This is a genomic window from Acidovorax sp., from assembly GCF_022763525.1.
GTDB lineage: Bacteria > Pseudomonadota > Gammaproteobacteria > Burkholderiales > Burkholderiaceae_C > Acidovorax.
Map to the genome: position 1 here is coordinate 17,719 of NZ_JALEGG010000242.1, position 15,620 is coordinate 33,338.

The 15,620-nt window shown below is 68.4% G+C and carries 15 protein-coding genes; 10 read left to right on the plus strand and 5 right to left on the minus strand.

The genetic code is table 11. The annotated features are described in order from the left end of the window. The first annotated feature begins 49 nt into the window (after window positions 1-49). The 3 genes from MRY84_RS18510 to MRY84_RS18520 all read left to right on the plus strand — a co-directional run bounded on the left by MRY84_RS18510 (window position 50) and on the right by MRY84_RS18520 (window position 2,960). Window positions 50-1,459 carry an ethanolamine ammonia-lyase subunit EutB gene (locus MRY84_RS18510; RefSeq protein WP_291507164.1) on the plus strand — a complete coding sequence of 470 codons (1,410 nt, stop codon included), beginning with the start codon at window positions 50-52 and terminating at the stop codon, window positions 1,457-1,459. Continuing rightward, window positions 1,456-2,241 (plus strand): ethanolamine ammonia-lyase subunit EutC, encoded by a 786-nt coding sequence (gene eutC / locus MRY84_RS18515; RefSeq protein ID WP_291507165.1) that lies wholly within the window; start codon window positions 1,456-1,458, stop codon window positions 2,239-2,241. Before MRY84_RS18510 ends, eutC begins: the two co-directional genes overlap by 4 nt. Window positions 2,242-2,504: 263 nt before the next feature. Further along, window positions 2,505-2,960 carry a GFA family protein gene (locus MRY84_RS18520; RefSeq protein ID WP_291507166.1) on the plus strand — a complete coding sequence of 152 codons (456 nt, stop codon included), beginning with the start codon at window positions 2,505-2,507 and terminating at the stop codon, window positions 2,958-2,960. Window positions 2,961-3,072: 112 nt separating this feature from the next. On the opposite strand, the gene MRY84_RS18525 is transcribed toward MRY84_RS18520, so the two are convergent. Continuing rightward, on the minus strand, window positions 3,073-4,194 hold the full coding sequence (locus MRY84_RS18525) for an SAM-dependent methyltransferase (RefSeq protein WP_291507167.1): 1,122 nt from the start codon (window positions 4,192-4,194) through the stop codon (window positions 3,073-3,075). 17 nt (window positions 4,195-4,211) lie between these two features. Here MRY84_RS18525 and MRY84_RS18530 point away from each other — a divergent pair, with 17 nt between their 5' ends. Together MRY84_RS18530 and MRY84_RS18535 are read left to right on the plus strand one after the other, a co-directional pair. Continuing rightward, window positions 4,212-4,997 (plus strand): SDR family oxidoreductase, encoded by a 786-nt coding sequence (locus tag MRY84_RS18530; RefSeq protein ID WP_291507168.1) that lies wholly within the window; start codon window positions 4,212-4,214, stop codon window positions 4,995-4,997. Between the two features lie 28 nt (window positions 4,998-5,025). Then, the gene (locus MRY84_RS18535) at window positions 5,026-5,397 is read left to right on the plus strand and encodes a dihydroneopterin aldolase (RefSeq protein ID WP_291507169.1); all 372 of its coding nucleotides are present in this window, start codon (window positions 5,026-5,028) and stop codon (window positions 5,395-5,397) included. Window positions 5,398-5,430: 33 nt separating this feature from the next. Here the strand turns inward: MRY84_RS18535 and MRY84_RS18540 are convergent, their stop codons facing one another. Then, the gene (locus MRY84_RS18540; RefSeq protein ID WP_291507170.1) at window positions 5,431-6,579 is read right to left on the minus strand and encodes an esterase-like activity of phytase family protein; all 1,149 of its coding nucleotides are present in this window, start codon (window positions 6,577-6,579) and stop codon (window positions 5,431-5,433) included. 117 nt (window positions 6,580-6,696) lie between these two features. On the opposite strand from MRY84_RS18540, the gene ttcA reads away from it, so the two are divergent. The 5 genes from ttcA to MRY84_RS18565 all read left to right on the plus strand — a co-directional run bounded on the left by ttcA (window position 6,697) and on the right by MRY84_RS18565 (window position 12,069). Further along, window positions 6,697-7,641, plus strand: coding sequence for a tRNA 2-thiocytidine(32) synthetase TtcA (gene ttcA / locus MRY84_RS18545; protein ID WP_291507171.1), 945 nt, complete (start codon window positions 6,697-6,699; stop codon window positions 7,639-7,641). Between the two features lie 67 nt (window positions 7,642-7,708). Beyond that, complete coding sequence (locus MRY84_RS18550; RefSeq protein ID WP_291507172.1) at window positions 7,709-8,398, plus strand: DUF4136 domain-containing protein; 690 nt, start codon at window positions 7,709-7,711, stop codon at window positions 8,396-8,398. A gap of 37 nt (window positions 8,399-8,435) precedes the next feature. After that, window positions 8,436-9,086, plus strand: coding sequence for a histidine phosphatase family protein (locus MRY84_RS18555; RefSeq protein ID WP_142148769.1), 651 nt, complete (start codon window positions 8,436-8,438; stop codon window positions 9,084-9,086). Then, window positions 9,070-10,239 carry a DSD1 family PLP-dependent enzyme gene (locus tag MRY84_RS18560; protein ID WP_291507173.1) on the plus strand — a complete coding sequence of 390 codons (1,170 nt, stop codon included), beginning with the start codon at window positions 9,070-9,072 and terminating at the stop codon, window positions 10,237-10,239. Before MRY84_RS18555 ends, MRY84_RS18560 begins: the two co-directional genes overlap by 17 nt. A gap of 36 nt (window positions 10,240-10,275) precedes the next feature. Further along, window positions 10,276-12,069: a lysoplasmalogenase family protein gene (locus MRY84_RS18565; RefSeq protein WP_291507174.1), complete on the plus strand. Its 1,794-nt coding sequence runs from the start codon at window positions 10,276-10,278 to the stop codon at window positions 12,067-12,069. Window positions 12,070-12,084: 15 nt separating this feature from the next. On the opposite strand, the gene MRY84_RS18570 is transcribed toward MRY84_RS18565, so the two are convergent. Genes MRY84_RS18570 through MRY84_RS18580 form a run of 3 tightly spaced genes read right to left on the minus strand, consistent with a single transcriptional unit; the run spans window position 12,085 to window position 15,616 of the window. Then, complete coding sequence (locus MRY84_RS18570; protein WP_291507175.1) at window positions 12,085-12,945, minus strand: hypothetical protein; 861 nt, start codon at window positions 12,943-12,945, stop codon at window positions 12,085-12,087. Between the two features lie 30 nt (window positions 12,946-12,975). Next, window positions 12,976-14,037 carry a Holliday junction branch migration DNA helicase RuvB gene (gene ruvB / locus MRY84_RS18575; protein ID WP_291507176.1) on the minus strand — a complete coding sequence of 354 codons (1,062 nt, stop codon included), beginning with the start codon at window positions 14,035-14,037 and terminating at the stop codon, window positions 12,976-12,978. 34 nt (window positions 14,038-14,071) lie between these two features. Continuing rightward, on the minus strand, window positions 14,072-15,616 hold the full coding sequence (locus tag MRY84_RS18580; protein WP_291507177.1) for an endoproteinase ArgC: 1,545 nt from the start codon (window positions 15,614-15,616) through the stop codon (window positions 14,072-14,074). Window positions 15,617-15,620: the final 4 nt, after the last annotated feature.

A 15,620-nucleotide genomic window follows, 5' to 3' on the forward strand; every position in this document is an offset into this window, starting at 1 on the left:
GCCCCTTTCGCTGTCCAGGAACTCCCGCCTCCATTTCCCCCGCGACAACATGGCGTACCAGCACACCATCGCCGGCCAGCGCTGGCAGTTCGACGATCTGCGCGACCTGCTGGCCAAGGCCACGCCCCTGCGCTCGGGCGACGCACTGGCGGGCATCGCAGCCGCGTCTGCGGTGGAGCGCATGGCCGCGCGCATGGCGCTGGCCGAGGTACCGCTCAAGACTTTCTTGAGCGAAGCATTCATCCCCTACGAGAGCGACGAGGTGACGCGCCTCATCCTGGACACGCACGACGCAGCGGCGTTTGCGCCCATTGCCCACCTCACCGTGGGCGACCTCCGCAACTGGCTGCTGGACCACGCCACCACCAGCGCCGTGCTAGCCGCCGTGGCGCCCGGCATCACGCCCGAGATGGCTGCCGCCGTGAGCAAGCTCATGCGCAACCAGGACTTGATCGCCGTGGCGCGCAAGTGCGGGGTGGTCACGCGGTTTCGCAACACCATCGGCCTGCCGGGCCGACTGGCAGTGCGGTTGCAGCCCAACCACCCCACGGACGACCTGCGCGGCATCGCGGCCTCGATGATCGATGGCCTGCTGTACGGCGCGGGCGACGCGGTGATCGGCGTGAACCCTGCCACCGACAGCATTGCCGCGCTCATGGGGCTGGTGCACATGCTGGGCGACGTGATCGAGCGGCTGCAGATTCCAACGCAGTCGTGCGTGCTCACGCACGTCACCAACACCATCCAGATGGTCGAGCAAGGCGCACCGGTGGATCTGGTGTTCCAGTCGATCGCGGGCACCGAGGCAGCCAACGCGGGCTTTGGAATTTCGCTGGCGCTGCTCAAGGAGGCGCGGGAGGCTGCCCTGTCGCTGCGCCGCGGCACGGACTTTGGGGATGGCATTGGCGACAACGTGATGTATTTCGAGACAGGCCAGGGCAGTGCTCTCTCTGCCAACGCGCACCACGGCGTGGACCAGCAGACCTGCGAGGCGCGGGCCTACGGCGTGGCCCGCGCGTTTGCGCCGCTTTTGACCAACACGGTGGTCGGCTTCATCGGGCCGGAGTACCTGTACGACGGCAAGCAGATCATCCGCGCGGGCCTGGAAGACCACTTCTGCGGCAAGCTGCTGGGCGTGCCCCTGGGCTGCGATGTCTGCTACACCAACCACGCCGAGGCCGACTCGGACGACATGGACACGCTGATGACGCTGCTGGGCACGGCGGGCCTGACCTTCATCATGGGCGTGCCGGGGGCGGACGACATCATGCTCAACTACCAGAGCACCTCGTTCCACGACGCGCTGTACCTGCGCGAGGTGCTGGGCCTGCGGTGCGCGCCGGAGTTTGCGGCGTGGCTGGAGCGCATGCAGATCACCGATGCCAGCGGCCGCCTGTTGCCCGCGAGCGCAAACCACCCGGCGCTGAACCAGATGCGGCAATGGAGGATCGGCCCATGACCCACAAGCCGCCGGCGCCGCACGGCATTGCCCCGGACCCGTGGGCCGACCTGCGTGCCCACACGCAGGCCCGCCTGGCCTTGGGCCGCGCGGGAGCCGCGTTGCCCACGGCTGAGCTGCTGCGCTTTGGCATGGCCCATGCGCAAGCGCGCGATGCCGTGCATATCCCGCTGGACGCCGACGCACTGGCCGCGCAGCTGCAGGCCTTGGGCTGCGCCACGCGGCTTGTGCACAGCGCTGCGCCCGATCGGGCCACCTACCTGCTGCGCCCTGACCTGGGCCGGCGGCTGAGCAATGCGGATGCAGCCGTACTGCGGGACATGCCTGCGGAAGGCGGTGCGCCCATCGACCTGCTGGTGGTGGTGGCCGACGGCCTCTCGTCGCTGGCCGTGGCGCGGCAGGCGCCGCCGCTGGTGCAGGCCATCCGCCAGCAAGCGCCCGCAGGGTGGCACGTTGGCCCGGTGGTGATAGCGCAGCAGGCGCGCGTGGCGCTGGGCGATGAGGTGGGCTCCCTGCTGGAAGCGCGCATGGTGGCGGTGCTGATCGGTGAGCGTCCGGGCCTGAGTTCGCCCGACAGCCTGGGCATCTACCTGACCTGGCATCCGCAGGTGGGGCGCAGCGACGCAGAGCGCAACTGCATCTCCAACGTACGGCCCGAAGGGCTGGAACCCGCTCGGGCCGCCGCGCGGCTGTGGTGGCTGTGCCGGGCGGCGCGGCAACTGGGCCTGACGGGCGTGGGACTCAAGGACCGCAGCGATGGACTATCCCTCAGCAACCCCTAGCGATCCTCCGCACGAATCGTCGGGGGCTCGGGCGGTCTGCGGCGTTTCAAATCCTCGCGATAGTTACGGCTGTTGCTGTGGCGGCTATTGCTGCGTTTTGCGCTTAGCAGCCTTCTCTATCCGCAGCGCACACCTTCTGCTCGATGCGTGCAGAGGATCCATGGACGTGCCATCGCTGGCTGGGCGTCCGTCAGCGCGGCACGGGATCCTGCCCTACGCTACCCATCAGTGCCAGTACCAGACGATCCGTCAAAATCACCGCTATGAGCGAAACACCCCCCGAACACCGTCCCATCCATCATGCGGCCTGCCACTGTGGCACCGTCAAATTCACGCTCCGATTGGCCGATGGTGTGCGGACTGCGCGGCGGTGCAATTGCTCGTATTGCCGCATGCGTGGGGCAGTGGCGGTCTCTGCGAACCTGCAAGACATCCACGTGACCCAGGGGCAGGAGGCTCTCACGCTCTACCAGTTCAACACCGGCGAGGCCAAGCATTACTTCTGTGCAAAGTGCGGCATCTACACGTTTCACCAGCGCCGATCCCAGCCTCACCAGTATGGGGTGAATGTCGCGTGCATCGAGGGCATGAGCCCTTTCGATTTCGCGGAGGTTCCGGTTTCCGAAGGCCGCAGCCATCCCAAGGACCGTGCCGATGGCATTGCCATCACCGCGGGCTGGCTGCGCTATGAAGTGAATCCGCAGGCGCCAGAGATGTGAAAGGCCTGCTTGGGGTGCCGAGCCTCCTGCCGGGCCGACGCCCCTCCTCGGAGGATTGAAGAACCGGCGAGGGCCTGCGGAGGATTGAAACAACACGGCCCGCAGCGCGGCATCACAGCCGGTGCGACCGGTCGCCGTGCGCAAAGCCCACCGGTTCCCACGGCGCGCCCGCGCCCAGGGCGAGCACCTTGAACAGCTCGCCCATCTCGTGCTCCATGATCAATTTGGCTGCTGTCGCCCGCTCTGCCTGCGGCAATTGCTCCATTTTTGGTAGCAAACCGCAGTTGATGAGGAAGTGCGCCTGCGTGGTGTAGCCCAGCACGTGCAGGCCTGCCTCCTGCGCGGCCAGGGCCATGGCGGTGAAGTTGACGTGGGCGGTGATGTCCTTGCGCCCCACCGCCACCAGCGGGTCGCCATCGGCCAGGTGCCCCTGGTGGCACATCACCGTGCCCATGTGGCGCTGCGGGTGGTAGTACTCGTCCTCGCCAAAACCGTAGTCCAGCAGGAAGGCCGCGCCGCGTTCCAGCCGGTCAGCCAGCATGCGGATGAAGCCTTCGCCCTGGGGGTGGATCTCGGTCAGGTAGTCGTGCGGGCCTTCGATGTCCACGGGCGGGCGCAGCTGCGTGGGACGATCGGACCAGGCAAAACTGCCGTCGTCCTGCACCACCACGCCGCGCTCATGCCACGCACCTTCCGCATGCCCGCCGTGGCGTGCCAGCAGCTGCACGGGCATGGCATCGAGCACCTCGTTGCCCACCACCACGCCGCTGAAATTTTCCGGCAGCGCATCCACCCAGCGCAGCTTGCGCGCGTGTGCCACCAGCTTCGCCTGCTGGCGCGCGCGCAGGCTGCCGGAGAGGTCCACGATGGTGTAGCGGCTCACCTGGTCGCCCAAAGCGTCCAGCAGCTGCAGCGCCAGCGCGCCCGAGCCGGCGCCGAACTCCCACACCTCGTCGGTGGCGGTTTGCGCCAGGGCCTCGCCCACCTGCGCGGCCAGGGTCTGGCCGAACAGGGGCGTGAGCTCGGGGGCGGTCACGAAGTCGCTGCCCGAGCCGGGCATGGCGCCAAACTTGGTGGAATCGTTGGCGTAGTAGCCCAGGCCCGGGGTGTACAGGGCCAGCGCCATGAAGCGGTCAAAACCGACCCAGCCGCCCTCGGCGGCAATGGTCTGGCGGATGTGCGCCGCGAGGGCGGTCGTTAAACTGTCGGGTTGTTGTCGGGTCACGGCCCGCATTGTCCCACCCTGCCACCATGTCCACGCCCTCCAGCCCCCGCACCGTCCTGGTCACCGGCGCCGCCAAGCGCCTGGGCCGCAGCATTGCGCTGGCGCTGGCGGCGGGCGGCTGGCAGGTGGCGGTGCACTACCGTTCGTCCGAGCAGGATGCTATTGAAACAGTAGCTGCCTGCGCAGTTCTTTCGGGCGCCAGCGCCCATTTTGATGCGGACTTTGATGACGAAGCCGCCGTGCGTGCCCTGCTTCCCCGGGTGGTGGCGCACTTCGGCAGCGTTCATGCCGTGGTCAACAGCGCCTCGCTGTTCGAGCACGACACCGCCGCCACCCTGGGCTTTGCCGCGCTCGAAAAGCACCTGCGCAGCAACACGGCTGCGCCCATCCTGCTGGCGCAGGCGCTGCACCAACATGTGGCCGACCGCGCCGCTGCGGGCGAAGCCGATGCCCAGGGCGCCGTGGTGAACCTGCTGGACCAGAAGCTCTGGAACCAGAACCCCGACTTCATGAGCTACACGCTGTCGAAGGCGGCGCTCGAAGCCGCCGGCACCATGCTGGCGCTGGCGCTGGCGCCGCGCGTGCGGGTGGTGGGCGTGGCGCCGGGCCTCACGCTCACCAGCCATATGCTGAGCGACGACAAGTTCGCGCAGCTGCACGCCCTCTCGCCGCTGGGCCGCTCGTCCACGCCCGAGGACGTGGCCGCCGCGGTGAAGTTTGCGCTGGAGAACCGTTCCATCACTGGCACCACGCTGCTGGTGGACGGCGGGCAGCACCTGATGAAGTTCGAGCGCGATTTTTCAATGATGTGAGCGCAGGCTCCTGCAGAAAGCACCTTTCATGGACACCGCCGCCGGCACCCAGATCCTCACGCTCACCGGGCTGCGCTTCGATGCGAACCTGGGCATCCTGGACCACGAGCGCACCGCCCCCCAGCCCATCCAGGTGGATGCGGAGCTGAACCAGGGCCTGCAGCCCCTGCTGCCGCATGACGACGACATCAGCCACGTGCTGGACTACCGCAAGGTGCGCCAGATCATCATCGACGAGTGCACGGCCGAGCACGTGAACCTGCTGGAGAGCCTGATCGGCAAGCTGGCCCACCGCCTCATGCAGCTGCCCGGCGTGCTGGGCGTGCGCGTGAAGATCGCCAAGCTGGAGATCTTTGACGACTGCGAAGTGGCGATCCGCGTCGAGACAGGGACCTGGTAGCCCCTGCCACGGCACGGCACGGTACGTCGACCGTCAGGGCAACACCTCGAACGCCAGGAACTGCGTGACCTGGTTGTCGGCAAAGTTGTTGTCGGCCACCAGCACCAGCGTGCGGTTGCCATTGGGCAGGCGCGGCCCCCAGGTGGCGCCTTCGATGTTGTCGATCTTGACGCCCTGGTAGGTGATGGGCATCTCCAGCAGCAACTGCTTCTTCATCGGCTTGTAGCTCGCGCCCTGCAGACTCTTGAGCGACTGCACGTTGGTGGTGTCGGCCTCGATGGTGGCCAGCACCAGGCGGATGGTGTTGCCCACCCCGTCGGCAAAGGCGCGCTCCATGGCCACGAATTCGTTGTTGGACAGCGCCAGCAGCTCGGGCAGGCCGTTGTCCGGGGTGAAGGTGCCGCTGGGCGCCTTGTCCACTGGCACCGGGGGCAGCGGGTAGGCGTATTGCGCCACGGGCTTGCCACTGGCCGGGTCCAGTTCCACCACGCGCACCACGCTGCCGTTCTTCAGGCTGGTGATGGGGCCATCTTCGATCAGCGCGTCCTCGTTGGCGGTGAACACGCGGCCGTTCGGGGTGACGGCCAGGGCCTCGAACAGCTTGTTGCTGCGCCCGCCGGTGGTCTTGTTGTCCACATAGTTGAAGCCGCTGGGCGTCTCGAATTCACGCACGAAGCCGCCATCGGTGCGCACCTCGCGCACAAAGGGCTGGAACAGCGCCGCGCCCGTGCCGAAGTTGCCTTCGCTGGAGATGTAGAGGTTGCCGTTGGGCGCCACGCGGATGCCCTCGGGGTCCACCGTGCGCGCGGTGCTGGACAAGGGATTGCCGTCCGGCCCCCGCAGAGAGACCATCTTCTGGATGCTCACGCCCTTGAAGCGCGTGGCATCAAAGTCGATCGACAGTGCATAAAAGCGCGGAGTCCCGCGCTCACCGCCCCGCTCGTCGGAAATCGCCCAGTAGGTGCCATCCGGCGCGCGGTCGATGCCCGAGATGCCGCCGAACTCCACGCCCTCGAACATCGTCTTGGTCTTGATCGCGTAGTCCCCGATCAGCCGCAGCCCGCCGATGCGCTCGCCGCCATCGCTGCCGCCGCACGCGGCCAGCGCACCGAAAAGGACCAGGGCACCCGTGGCACGGGCCATGCGTGAAAGGGCGCGGGGAAGGGATTGCAGGAGTTTCATGTGCTGTTTCGCCAGGTCTGTCGCCAAAAGCCCCGCAGTGTGGGTGGCCTGTATGACAGCGCGGTGAAGCGGCTTGGCCGACGCGCCTGCCGCGACGGGAATGAGACAATTGGGTCCATGAGTACCGTCTGGACACCCGATGCCGAAAAACCCGCCGTGGCCGCGGGGCGCAGCGATCTCAAGATCGAGCGCGAAACCCACAAGCTGGAAAAGCGCCTGTGCCGCGAGGTCGGCAAGGCCATCGTCGACTTCAACATGATCGAAGAGGGCGACAAGGTCATGGTGTGCATGTCCGGCGGCAAGGACAGCTACACCCTGCTGGACATCCTGCTCAAGCTGCAGGCGCGCGCGCCCATCCATTTCGACCTGGTCGCCGTGAACCTGGACCAGAAACAGCCCGGCTTTCCCGAGCACGTGCTGCCCGACTACCTGCGTGCGCAGGGCATCCCGTTCCACATCGAGAACGAGGACACCTACAGCATCGTCAAGAAGCTCATCCCCGAGGGCAAGACCACCTGCAGCCTGTGCAGCCGCCTGCGCCGGGGCATCCTCTACCGCGTGGCCGACGAGCTGGGCTGCACCAAGATCGCCCTGGGCCACCACCGCGACGACATCCTGCAGACGCTGCTGCTGAACATGTTCTTTGGCGGCAAGATGAAGAGCATGCCCGCCAAGCTGGTGAGCGACGATGGCCGGCACGTGGTGATTCGCCCGCTGGCCTATGTGCCCGAAAAGGACACCGCCCGCTGGGCCGCGCACCGCGACTTCCCCATCATCCCCTGCAACCTGTGCGGCAGCCAGGAGAACCTGCAGCGCAAGCAGGTGGGCGAGATGCTGCGCGAGTGGGAGAAGAAATTCCCTGGCCGCGTGGAGAACATGTTCAACGCCTTGCAGAACGTGGTGCCCTCGCACCTGCTGGACGGCGGTCTGTACGACTTCAAGAACGCCCGCGCCACCGGCGTGGCCGACGAGAACGGCGACAAGGCCTTCGACAAGGAAGAGTTCTCCGCGCCGCAGCAGCCCGGCCTGCCCGGCGGCGTGCAGGTGGTTCAGCTCTCTTGAGAGATGGACGATGAACCTCCGGCGGGCATGGCGGTCACACCGGTATCTCTTTATTGAGGAGTCACCTATGACACGCCGATGGATCCCCGCCCTGCTGCTGTGCGCTGCCGCGGCCGGCCTGGCCGGCTGCAGCACCCAGCGCCTCGTGGACGGCCGGGTGCAAAGTTTCTCCACCCTGGCCGCCGTGCCTTCCCCTGCCACCTACCGCATCGAGCGGCTGCCCTCCCAGCAGATGCCGTCGTTCGAGCCCATCGCGGCGCTGGCCGACCAGGCCCTGGCGCGCGCAGGCCTGCGGCGCGACGACGCCGCGCCCCGGCTGCTGGTGCAGATCGGCGTGCAGGCGGACACCGTACCGCGCTACGACCCGTTCGGCGGCCCCTATGGCCCCTACCCCTGGGGTTTTGGGGGCTGGTACGGGCGCGGCTGGGGCGTGGGCGGCATCTGGCGCATGGGCGAACCCACGCCCTTGCACCGCCGGGCCGTCAGCGTCGTGATGCGTGATGCACAGACGCAGGCCGTGGTGTACGAAACCTCGGCCGTGCACGAGGACGTGTGGGTGAGCGACCCCGCCGTGTATGGCGTGCTGCTGGACGCGGCGCTGCAGGGCTTCCCGCAACCGCCGCAGGGCCCGCGCCAGGTGCGCCTGCCGTTGCCCACGGCCACAGGGAACGCACCGACGACAGGGGCTTCAGCCCCAGCCTCCACCTCCACACCTGCCCAGCCGGGCGTGGTCGTGCCCGCTGCGCCGGCCCGCTGACCCCGACCACCGAGCCCCACTTTCGCCGACCACCTGCATGCACGCCACCCGCATCGTTGCCATCCGCCACGGCGAAACCGCCTGGAACGTCGATACCCGCATCCAGGGCCATCTGGACATTCCGCTCAACGACACCGGCCTGTGGCAGGCCGCCCGGGTGGCGCAGGCCCTGGCGGGCGAGCCCATCGCGGCCATCTACACCAGCGACCTGCAGCGCGCCCACGCCACCGCCCAGGCCGTGGCGCGCGCCACCGGCGCCCCGCTGACGGCCGAGCCTGGCCTGCGCGAGCGCAGCTTCGGCCACTTCCAGGGCCGCACGTTCGCCGAGATCGAAGCCGAGCTGCCCGAAGATGCGCTGCGCTGGCGCAAGCGCGACCCGCACTACGCGCCCGAGGGCGGCGAGTCGCTGGTCACCCTGCGCGAGCGCATCGAACGCACGGTGGCCACGCTGGCGCAGCAGCATGTGGGCGAGCAGGTGGTGATGGTGGCGCACGGCGGCGTGCTCGACGTGCTGTATCGCCTGGCCACCCGCCAGGACATCCAGGCGCCACGCACCTGGCAGCTGTCCAATGCCGCCATCAACCGCCTGCTGTGGACACCCGACGGACTGACCCTGATCGGCTGGGCGGACACCCAGCACCTCGAAAACGACAACAACACCACCCTGCGCGATGAAGCCCATTCCTGAGCTCCTGCAATCCACCATCGGCCAACGCGTGGACCAGATCGATACTCCCGCCCTCGTGGTGGACCTGGACGCCATGGAGCGCAACATCCAGCGCATGGCGGACTTCGCCCGCAAGCACCAGGTGCGCTGGCGTCCCCACGCCAAGCTGCACAAGAGCGCCGAGCTGGCCCTGCAGTTGCAGCGCGCGGGCGCGCAGGGTGTGTGCGTGCAGAAGGTGTCCGAGGCCGAGGCGCTGGCCGCGGGCGGCGTGGATGACATCACCATCACCAACCAGGTCATCGCCATGCCCAAGCTGTACCGCGTGGCACGGCTGGCCGCACGGCTGGCCGCACGCGGCGGCCGGCTGGGCGTGGCCGTGGACCACGCCGACGGCATCGAGCGCCTGGCCGAAGCCATGGCGCAACACGGCAGCGATGCCGGCATCGATGTGCTGGTGGAGATCGACGTCGGCCAGGGCCGCTGCGGTGTACCGCCCGGCGAAGCCGCCGTGCCGCTCGCGCTGGCGGTGTCGCGCACTCCCCGCCTGCGCTTCGCGGGCCTGCAGGCCTACCACGGCCGCGCCCAGCACCTGGCCAGCAGTGTGGGCCGCAAGGAAGCCATCGCGCAGGTGGTGAACGCGGCCCACCACACACGCCAGCTCATCGAGGCCGAAGGCCTCACCGTGCCCCTGATCACCGGCTCGGGCACCGGCACGCTGGTGCACGAAGCCGCCAGCGGCGTGTTCGGCGAACTGCAGGCCGGCTCGTTCCTTTTCATGGACGCAGACTACGCGCGCAACGAGCGCGAGCCAGCGCAGCCCGCGTTCGAACACGCGTTGTTCGTCAAGACCCAGGTGGTGTCGGTGCGCGACACCCACGCCGTGTGCGACGCAGGCCACAAGAGCCACGCCATCGACTCCGGCCTGCCCCAGGTCGCCCTGCTGCCGCCCGAGCGCACCTTGCGCTACGCCAACGGGGGTGACGAGCACGGCCTGCTCTACGCCGACGCCCCCGAAGCCCGCCTGCCCAGCCTGGGCCACATGCTGTGGCTGATTCCCGGCCACTGCGACCCCACGGTGAACCTGTACGACTTCTTGATCGGCGTGCGCGGCGGACTGCTCGAAGGCGTGGTGGAGCGGATCATCCGGGTTGATGCCAGGGGTGCGCTGACCTGATTGGGACAAGAATCGGCGGACATTCCGGTGCCGCCCATGAGCCCCAGCCAGATCATCGTCCTTGCCACCCCCGTTTTCCTGCTGCTGATCGCCATCGAACTGGCGGTAGGCTGGCGGCGCCAGCGCAACACCTACCGGCTGGCCGATGCGGTGAGCAGCATCAGCCTGGGGATGCTCAGCCAGACCAGCGCCGTGTTCACGCGGCTCTTGCGCATCGGCATTTACACCGCGTTGTTCGAGCATGTGGCGCTGTGGCGCAATGACGCGTTCTGGACCAGTGTGCCTGGCTGGCTGCTGGCGCTGCTGTTCTACGACTTCTGCTACTACTGGCTGCACCGCATGGGGCATGAGTCGGCTGTGCTGTGGGCGGCACATGCGGTGCACCACCAGAGCCAGGACTACAACCTCAGCACCGCGCTGCGTCAGACGAGTTCGGGGGCGCTGCTGGGCTGGATCTTCTACGTGCCGATGGCGCTGGCGGGGGTGCCGCCGCTGGTGTTTGCGGTGGTGGGGCTTGTCGATTTGCTCTACCAGTTCTGGGTGCACACCGAGCACGTGCCGCGCCTGCAGGGGCGCTGGGCGTGGTTTGACCGGTGGTTCTGCAGCCCCAGCAACCACCGCGTGCACCATGCCGTGAACGATGCGTACCTGGACAAGAACTACGGCGGCATCCTGATCGTGTGGGACCGCCTCTTCGGCACCTTCCAGGATGAAAACCCGGACGACCGCTGCGTTTACGGCACGCGCGGGCTGCTCAACAGCTGGGATCCGCTGTGGGCCAATGCGCAGGTGTATGCGGGGCTGGCGCATGACAGCTGGCACGCCCGCAGCTGGGCGGACAAGCTCAGGGTCTGGCTCAAGCCGCCCGGCTGGCGGCCGGCCGATGTCGCCGCGCGCTTTCCCAAACCGGCTTTCAGCATGGCGCAGATGCAGCGCTACCAGCCGCCGATGACGCGCCCGGTGCTGTGGTTTGCGCTGGCGCAGTTCGCGCTGCTGCTGGCCGGGGTGACGGTTTTTCTGTGGCAGGCCGACGCGGCGCCGCTGGCGCACAACGCCGTGTGGTTTGGTGTGCTGCTGGTCAGCCAGTGGGCCTTGGGCGCGGTGATGCAGGGCCGCATCGGCATGCTGATGGCGCTGATGCTGCAAAGCGCGGCGCTGGCCACGGCCACCAGCGCACTGGGATTCACGGCCTGGCACTGGCTGTTCAAGCCGTTGACGATGGTTTTTGCTCTTGTTTTGGTAGCTGCCAGCGCATATTCAGAAAGCGCCAGAGGCCGATTGGACTCTAGGGCGTTCATGTGTCTGGCGGCCGCGCTGGCCGGGTCGCTGGCGGGGGATGTGTTCCTCATGTTCCAGGGCTTTTTTATCGCGGGCCTGGTGAGTTTTCTGGTGGCGCACCTGTTCTACGTGGCGCTGTTCAAAAGCGGGCAGCGGTGGTTTGCACACCGGGGCGCACTGCTGGGCACGCTGGGGATTGGCGCGGCCATGTACACGTTCTTGTGGGTGGGGGGGCTGCCGCTTGCGCTGCGCGCGCCAGTGGCGGCATATGTGCTGGTGATCGCCTTGATGGCGGCCCAGGCCATGGGCCGGGCCTCGGAATTGCGCGATGCGCCGTCGCGGCTGGTGGCCGTCGGCGCGGGGTTCTTCATGCTCAGTGATGCGCTGCTGGCCACGAACCGCTTCGTTCAGCCGCTGCCCTGGGCACAGGTGGCGGTGCTGGGCACGTACTACGCGGCGCAGGCGCTGATTGTTGGCGGCTGGCTTCTGGGGCAGAAGGCGCCTCGCGCCGCGGCACCCCTGGCCGCGCCCCAGGTGGCGGCCGCGGCCTGACGGGGTAGCGCGGGCTCAACGCTGCTGCTGGAAGGCCAGCAGCGCGGCACGCGGCAGGTGAAAGATGCCCGCAGCCGCCATGGCAGCGGCCAGCCACAGCAAGACGCCCGTCCACCACAGCGCCCAGACCCAGGCATCGAAGTCGGCAGGCGCCGCCAGGGCCTCGGCTCGCAGCGCGGGCAGAGTCACGCCCGCCAGCGACCGTGCACCGGCAAACCGCACGCAGGATTCGCCCCAGGCCAACGCGGCAAACGCCGCCAGGCACGCGGCCAGCAGGATCAGGAACACCCGCGGCAGGCCCAGGAGCTTGAGAGCGCCCACGCTCACCATCAGCGTCGCAAACGCCGCTGCGATGAGGAACCCCGAGAAAGGCTCGCGCGCCAGCGGCAGGCACGCCGGCAGGGCCGCCTGCACGGGCCACAGCAGCCACGGCGCCGACGCCGCCAGCCCCGGCCACATCGGTTGCCAGGCGCCGGCAATGGCCAGTGCCACGGCGGTGGCCGCGAGGCACGCGCCGATCCCATAGCGCCAGGCCGATCGCGGGTCCGCCGGCACCACGCGCAGGGGCCCCCAGCGGCGGCGGATGGTGCACCCCAACGCCCAGGCCCAGACAGCGTCCGCCGCCAGCCATGCCAGCGCGGGAAAGCCCACCAGACTAACGGGTACGCCCAGAAAAACCGGCGCAACGCCCAGGCAAAGGGTGACCACGGCATGGGAGACCAGACTGGCCAGCGCGAGGATCAGCCCCGCCTGCTGCACGGTCCACTGGAAGGGACTCAGGCCCTGGAGCGCTTGGGCATCAACTTGCGATGTGGCGCGCTGTGCCGCACGCAGCGGCCTGCGGCGCCGGCCAGCCCGCCGTGGGTTTCGCGCCATTGCCGTGCCCCGCGCAGCAACGACGGGCCGTCAGGCCCCGAACAGCCCCGGCGCACCCGCGCTGGGCGGGGCCACGCCCAGGTGCCGGAACGCCGCCAGCGTGGCAATGCGCCCGCGCGGCGTGCGCTGCAAAAAGCCCTGCTGGATGAGGTAGGGCTCGATCACGTCTTCGATGGTGCCGGCCTCTTCGCCAATGCTGGCGGCGATGTTGTCCAGCCCCACGGGGCCGCCGTCAAAGCGGTGGATCACGGCTTCGAGCAGCTTGCGGTCCATCACGTCGAAGCCCTGCGGGTCCACGTCGAGCATGGCCAGCGCCTTGTCGGCAATGGGCTTGGTGATGCGGCCGTTGCCCTTGACCTCGGCGTAGTCGCGCACGCGGCGCAGCAGCCGGTTGGCAATGCGCGGCGTGCCGCGCGAACGGCGGGCGATCTCGAAGCCGCCATCTTCATCCATGGGGGCATTGAGCAGGCCGGCGCTGCGCTGAACGATGCGCGCGAGTTCTTCGGAGGTATAGAACTCCAGCCGCGCGACGATGCCGAAGCGGTCGCGCAACGGATTGGTGAGCATGCCGGCACGCGTGGTGGCGCCCACCAGGGTGAAGGGTTGCAGGTCGAGCTTGATGCTGCGCGCGGCGGGCCCTTCGCCGATCATGATGTCGATCTGGTAGTCCTCCAGCGCGGGGTAGAGGATTTCCTCGACCACGGGCGAGAGGCGGTGGATCTCGTCGATGAAAAGAACGTCGTTCTTTTCCAGGTTGGTCAGCAGCGCCGCCAGGTCCTTGGGCTTTTCCAGCACCGGGCCGCTGGTCTGGCGCAGGTTGACGCCCAGCTCGGCCGCAATGATGTGGCTGAGCGTGGTCTTGCCCAGGCCCGGCGGGCCGAACAGCAACACGTGGTCCAGCGCCTCTTCACGCTTCCTCGCCGCGCCGATGAAGATCTCCAGCTGCTCGCGCGCCTTGGCCTGGCCCACGTACTCCTGCAGGAGCTTTGGGCGCAGGGCGCGTTCAATGGCCTCTTCCTGCGGCGAGGCCGGGTTGGCGGAGATGACGCGTTTGGCGGGTGCTGGTGCGAAGTCGTCGGTCTGGATGGTCATCGTATTGCTGCGTATGCACTCACCGGCCCGCGCCTCAGGAGCCGGGCATCAGCCACGTCTTGAGGGCGGACTTGAACGGCCGGTCGAAGCGGCCGTAATGGTCCCGACCGGTAGGCGCCTGGCAGCTGGACGAGCCGCCATACAGCGTGCCGACCAGATAGCGGGTAGAGCCGATGGTTAAGAACAGGCCCGAGCCGCTGCTGCCGCCTTCGGTGGTGCCCGAATTCCAGCTCACGGTGTAGAAACCGCCATCCTGCTGCGTGGCGGGGAAGCACTGCTCGTTGCTGCAGTGGCTGAACTGCAGCACCGAGCCCGCGCTGGTCTTTTGCAGGTCGCCACGCGGGTGGTGGATGCCCACCACGGGGACCTCGGGCGTGACGGAGCCAAAGTAGCTGCCGGCAAACACGCTGCCCTGGGGCGCGGGGCTGTTCAGGCGCATGAAGGAGGTGTCGGTCTGCGAGTCCGCAAACAGGAGCTGGGCACCGCCCGCCACCCGTTGCGTGCCCGCGTTCACGGCGCCGCTGTTGCACGCTGTGGAGCGGTAGAACCAGTCGGTGGTGAGCGAGGACGCCACAGTCTGGGTTGAAATGCAGTGGTGCGCCGACAGGAAGTGGGGGGCCTTGCTCGACTGGCTGTCGTTGAGCAGGGTGCCGCTGCACAGGTAGCTGCCGCCTTCGATCACGAAGATCATGCGGGCGACGGAGCGGCTTTCGGCGCTGAGTTCGGGCTTGCAGGAGACATCGATGTTGCAGGTGCCCGCTTCGCCCACCTTGGAGAAGGAGGCCGCAGCGGTGGCCTGGTCGGGCGAGATGAAGAAGTGCGAGAGGGTAGGCACCGCGATGTCCAGCTCTTCCAGCCGCGCGGCCACGGGCGTCTGCAGCTCCAGCGTGGTTTCAGCACCACCAAAATCCGGACCCCAGTAGGTGCGCGCAGCATCGCCCTTGTCGCCCGCATCCAGGTTGCGCTGGATGGTGCGCAGCACCTCTTCGCCCGTCACCTGCACCACTTCGCCGCCCGCCTGGGCGTAGAAGCGCAGCACGGTGCCGGCCGGCAGCTGGCGCACCAGCACCCCCAGGCGCACGCCCTGGGCACCGTCGGCCGTGAAGCTGATGGCGGCACGCTGCAAGCCACCGCCCACGGGCTGCCATTGGAGCTGGCCCATCAGGTCGCGCGGCTTGGCCGTGGCGCTGACGGGGCGGGACACGCCGATCTGCTGGGGATCGCCTTTGGTCAGCGGTGCCTGCGTGGCCTTCTTGACCAGGGCCTGCGCGTTGTCCAGCGGCCCCAGGCGTACGGACGCGGCGGGCACGGTGGCTGCGCGCGCAGTCGACTTGGCGGCGGTGTCGGCCGCCGATTTGGGCACGCCCGTGTCGAGGGGCTCGATCCGCTCGGTGTTTCCCGGGCTCGGCGCGGGCGCGGGGGCCGGAGCAGGCGCAGGCGCGGGTGCGGGCGGCGTGGGCTCGGGCGCAGGGGCAGGTGCAGGTGCGGGCGTAGGTGCCGGCGTTACCGTGTTTTCACTGCCACCGCCGCCGCCACAGGCGGTCATCGCCACCGCCATGAAGAGGCCGGCCAATTTCATTGAA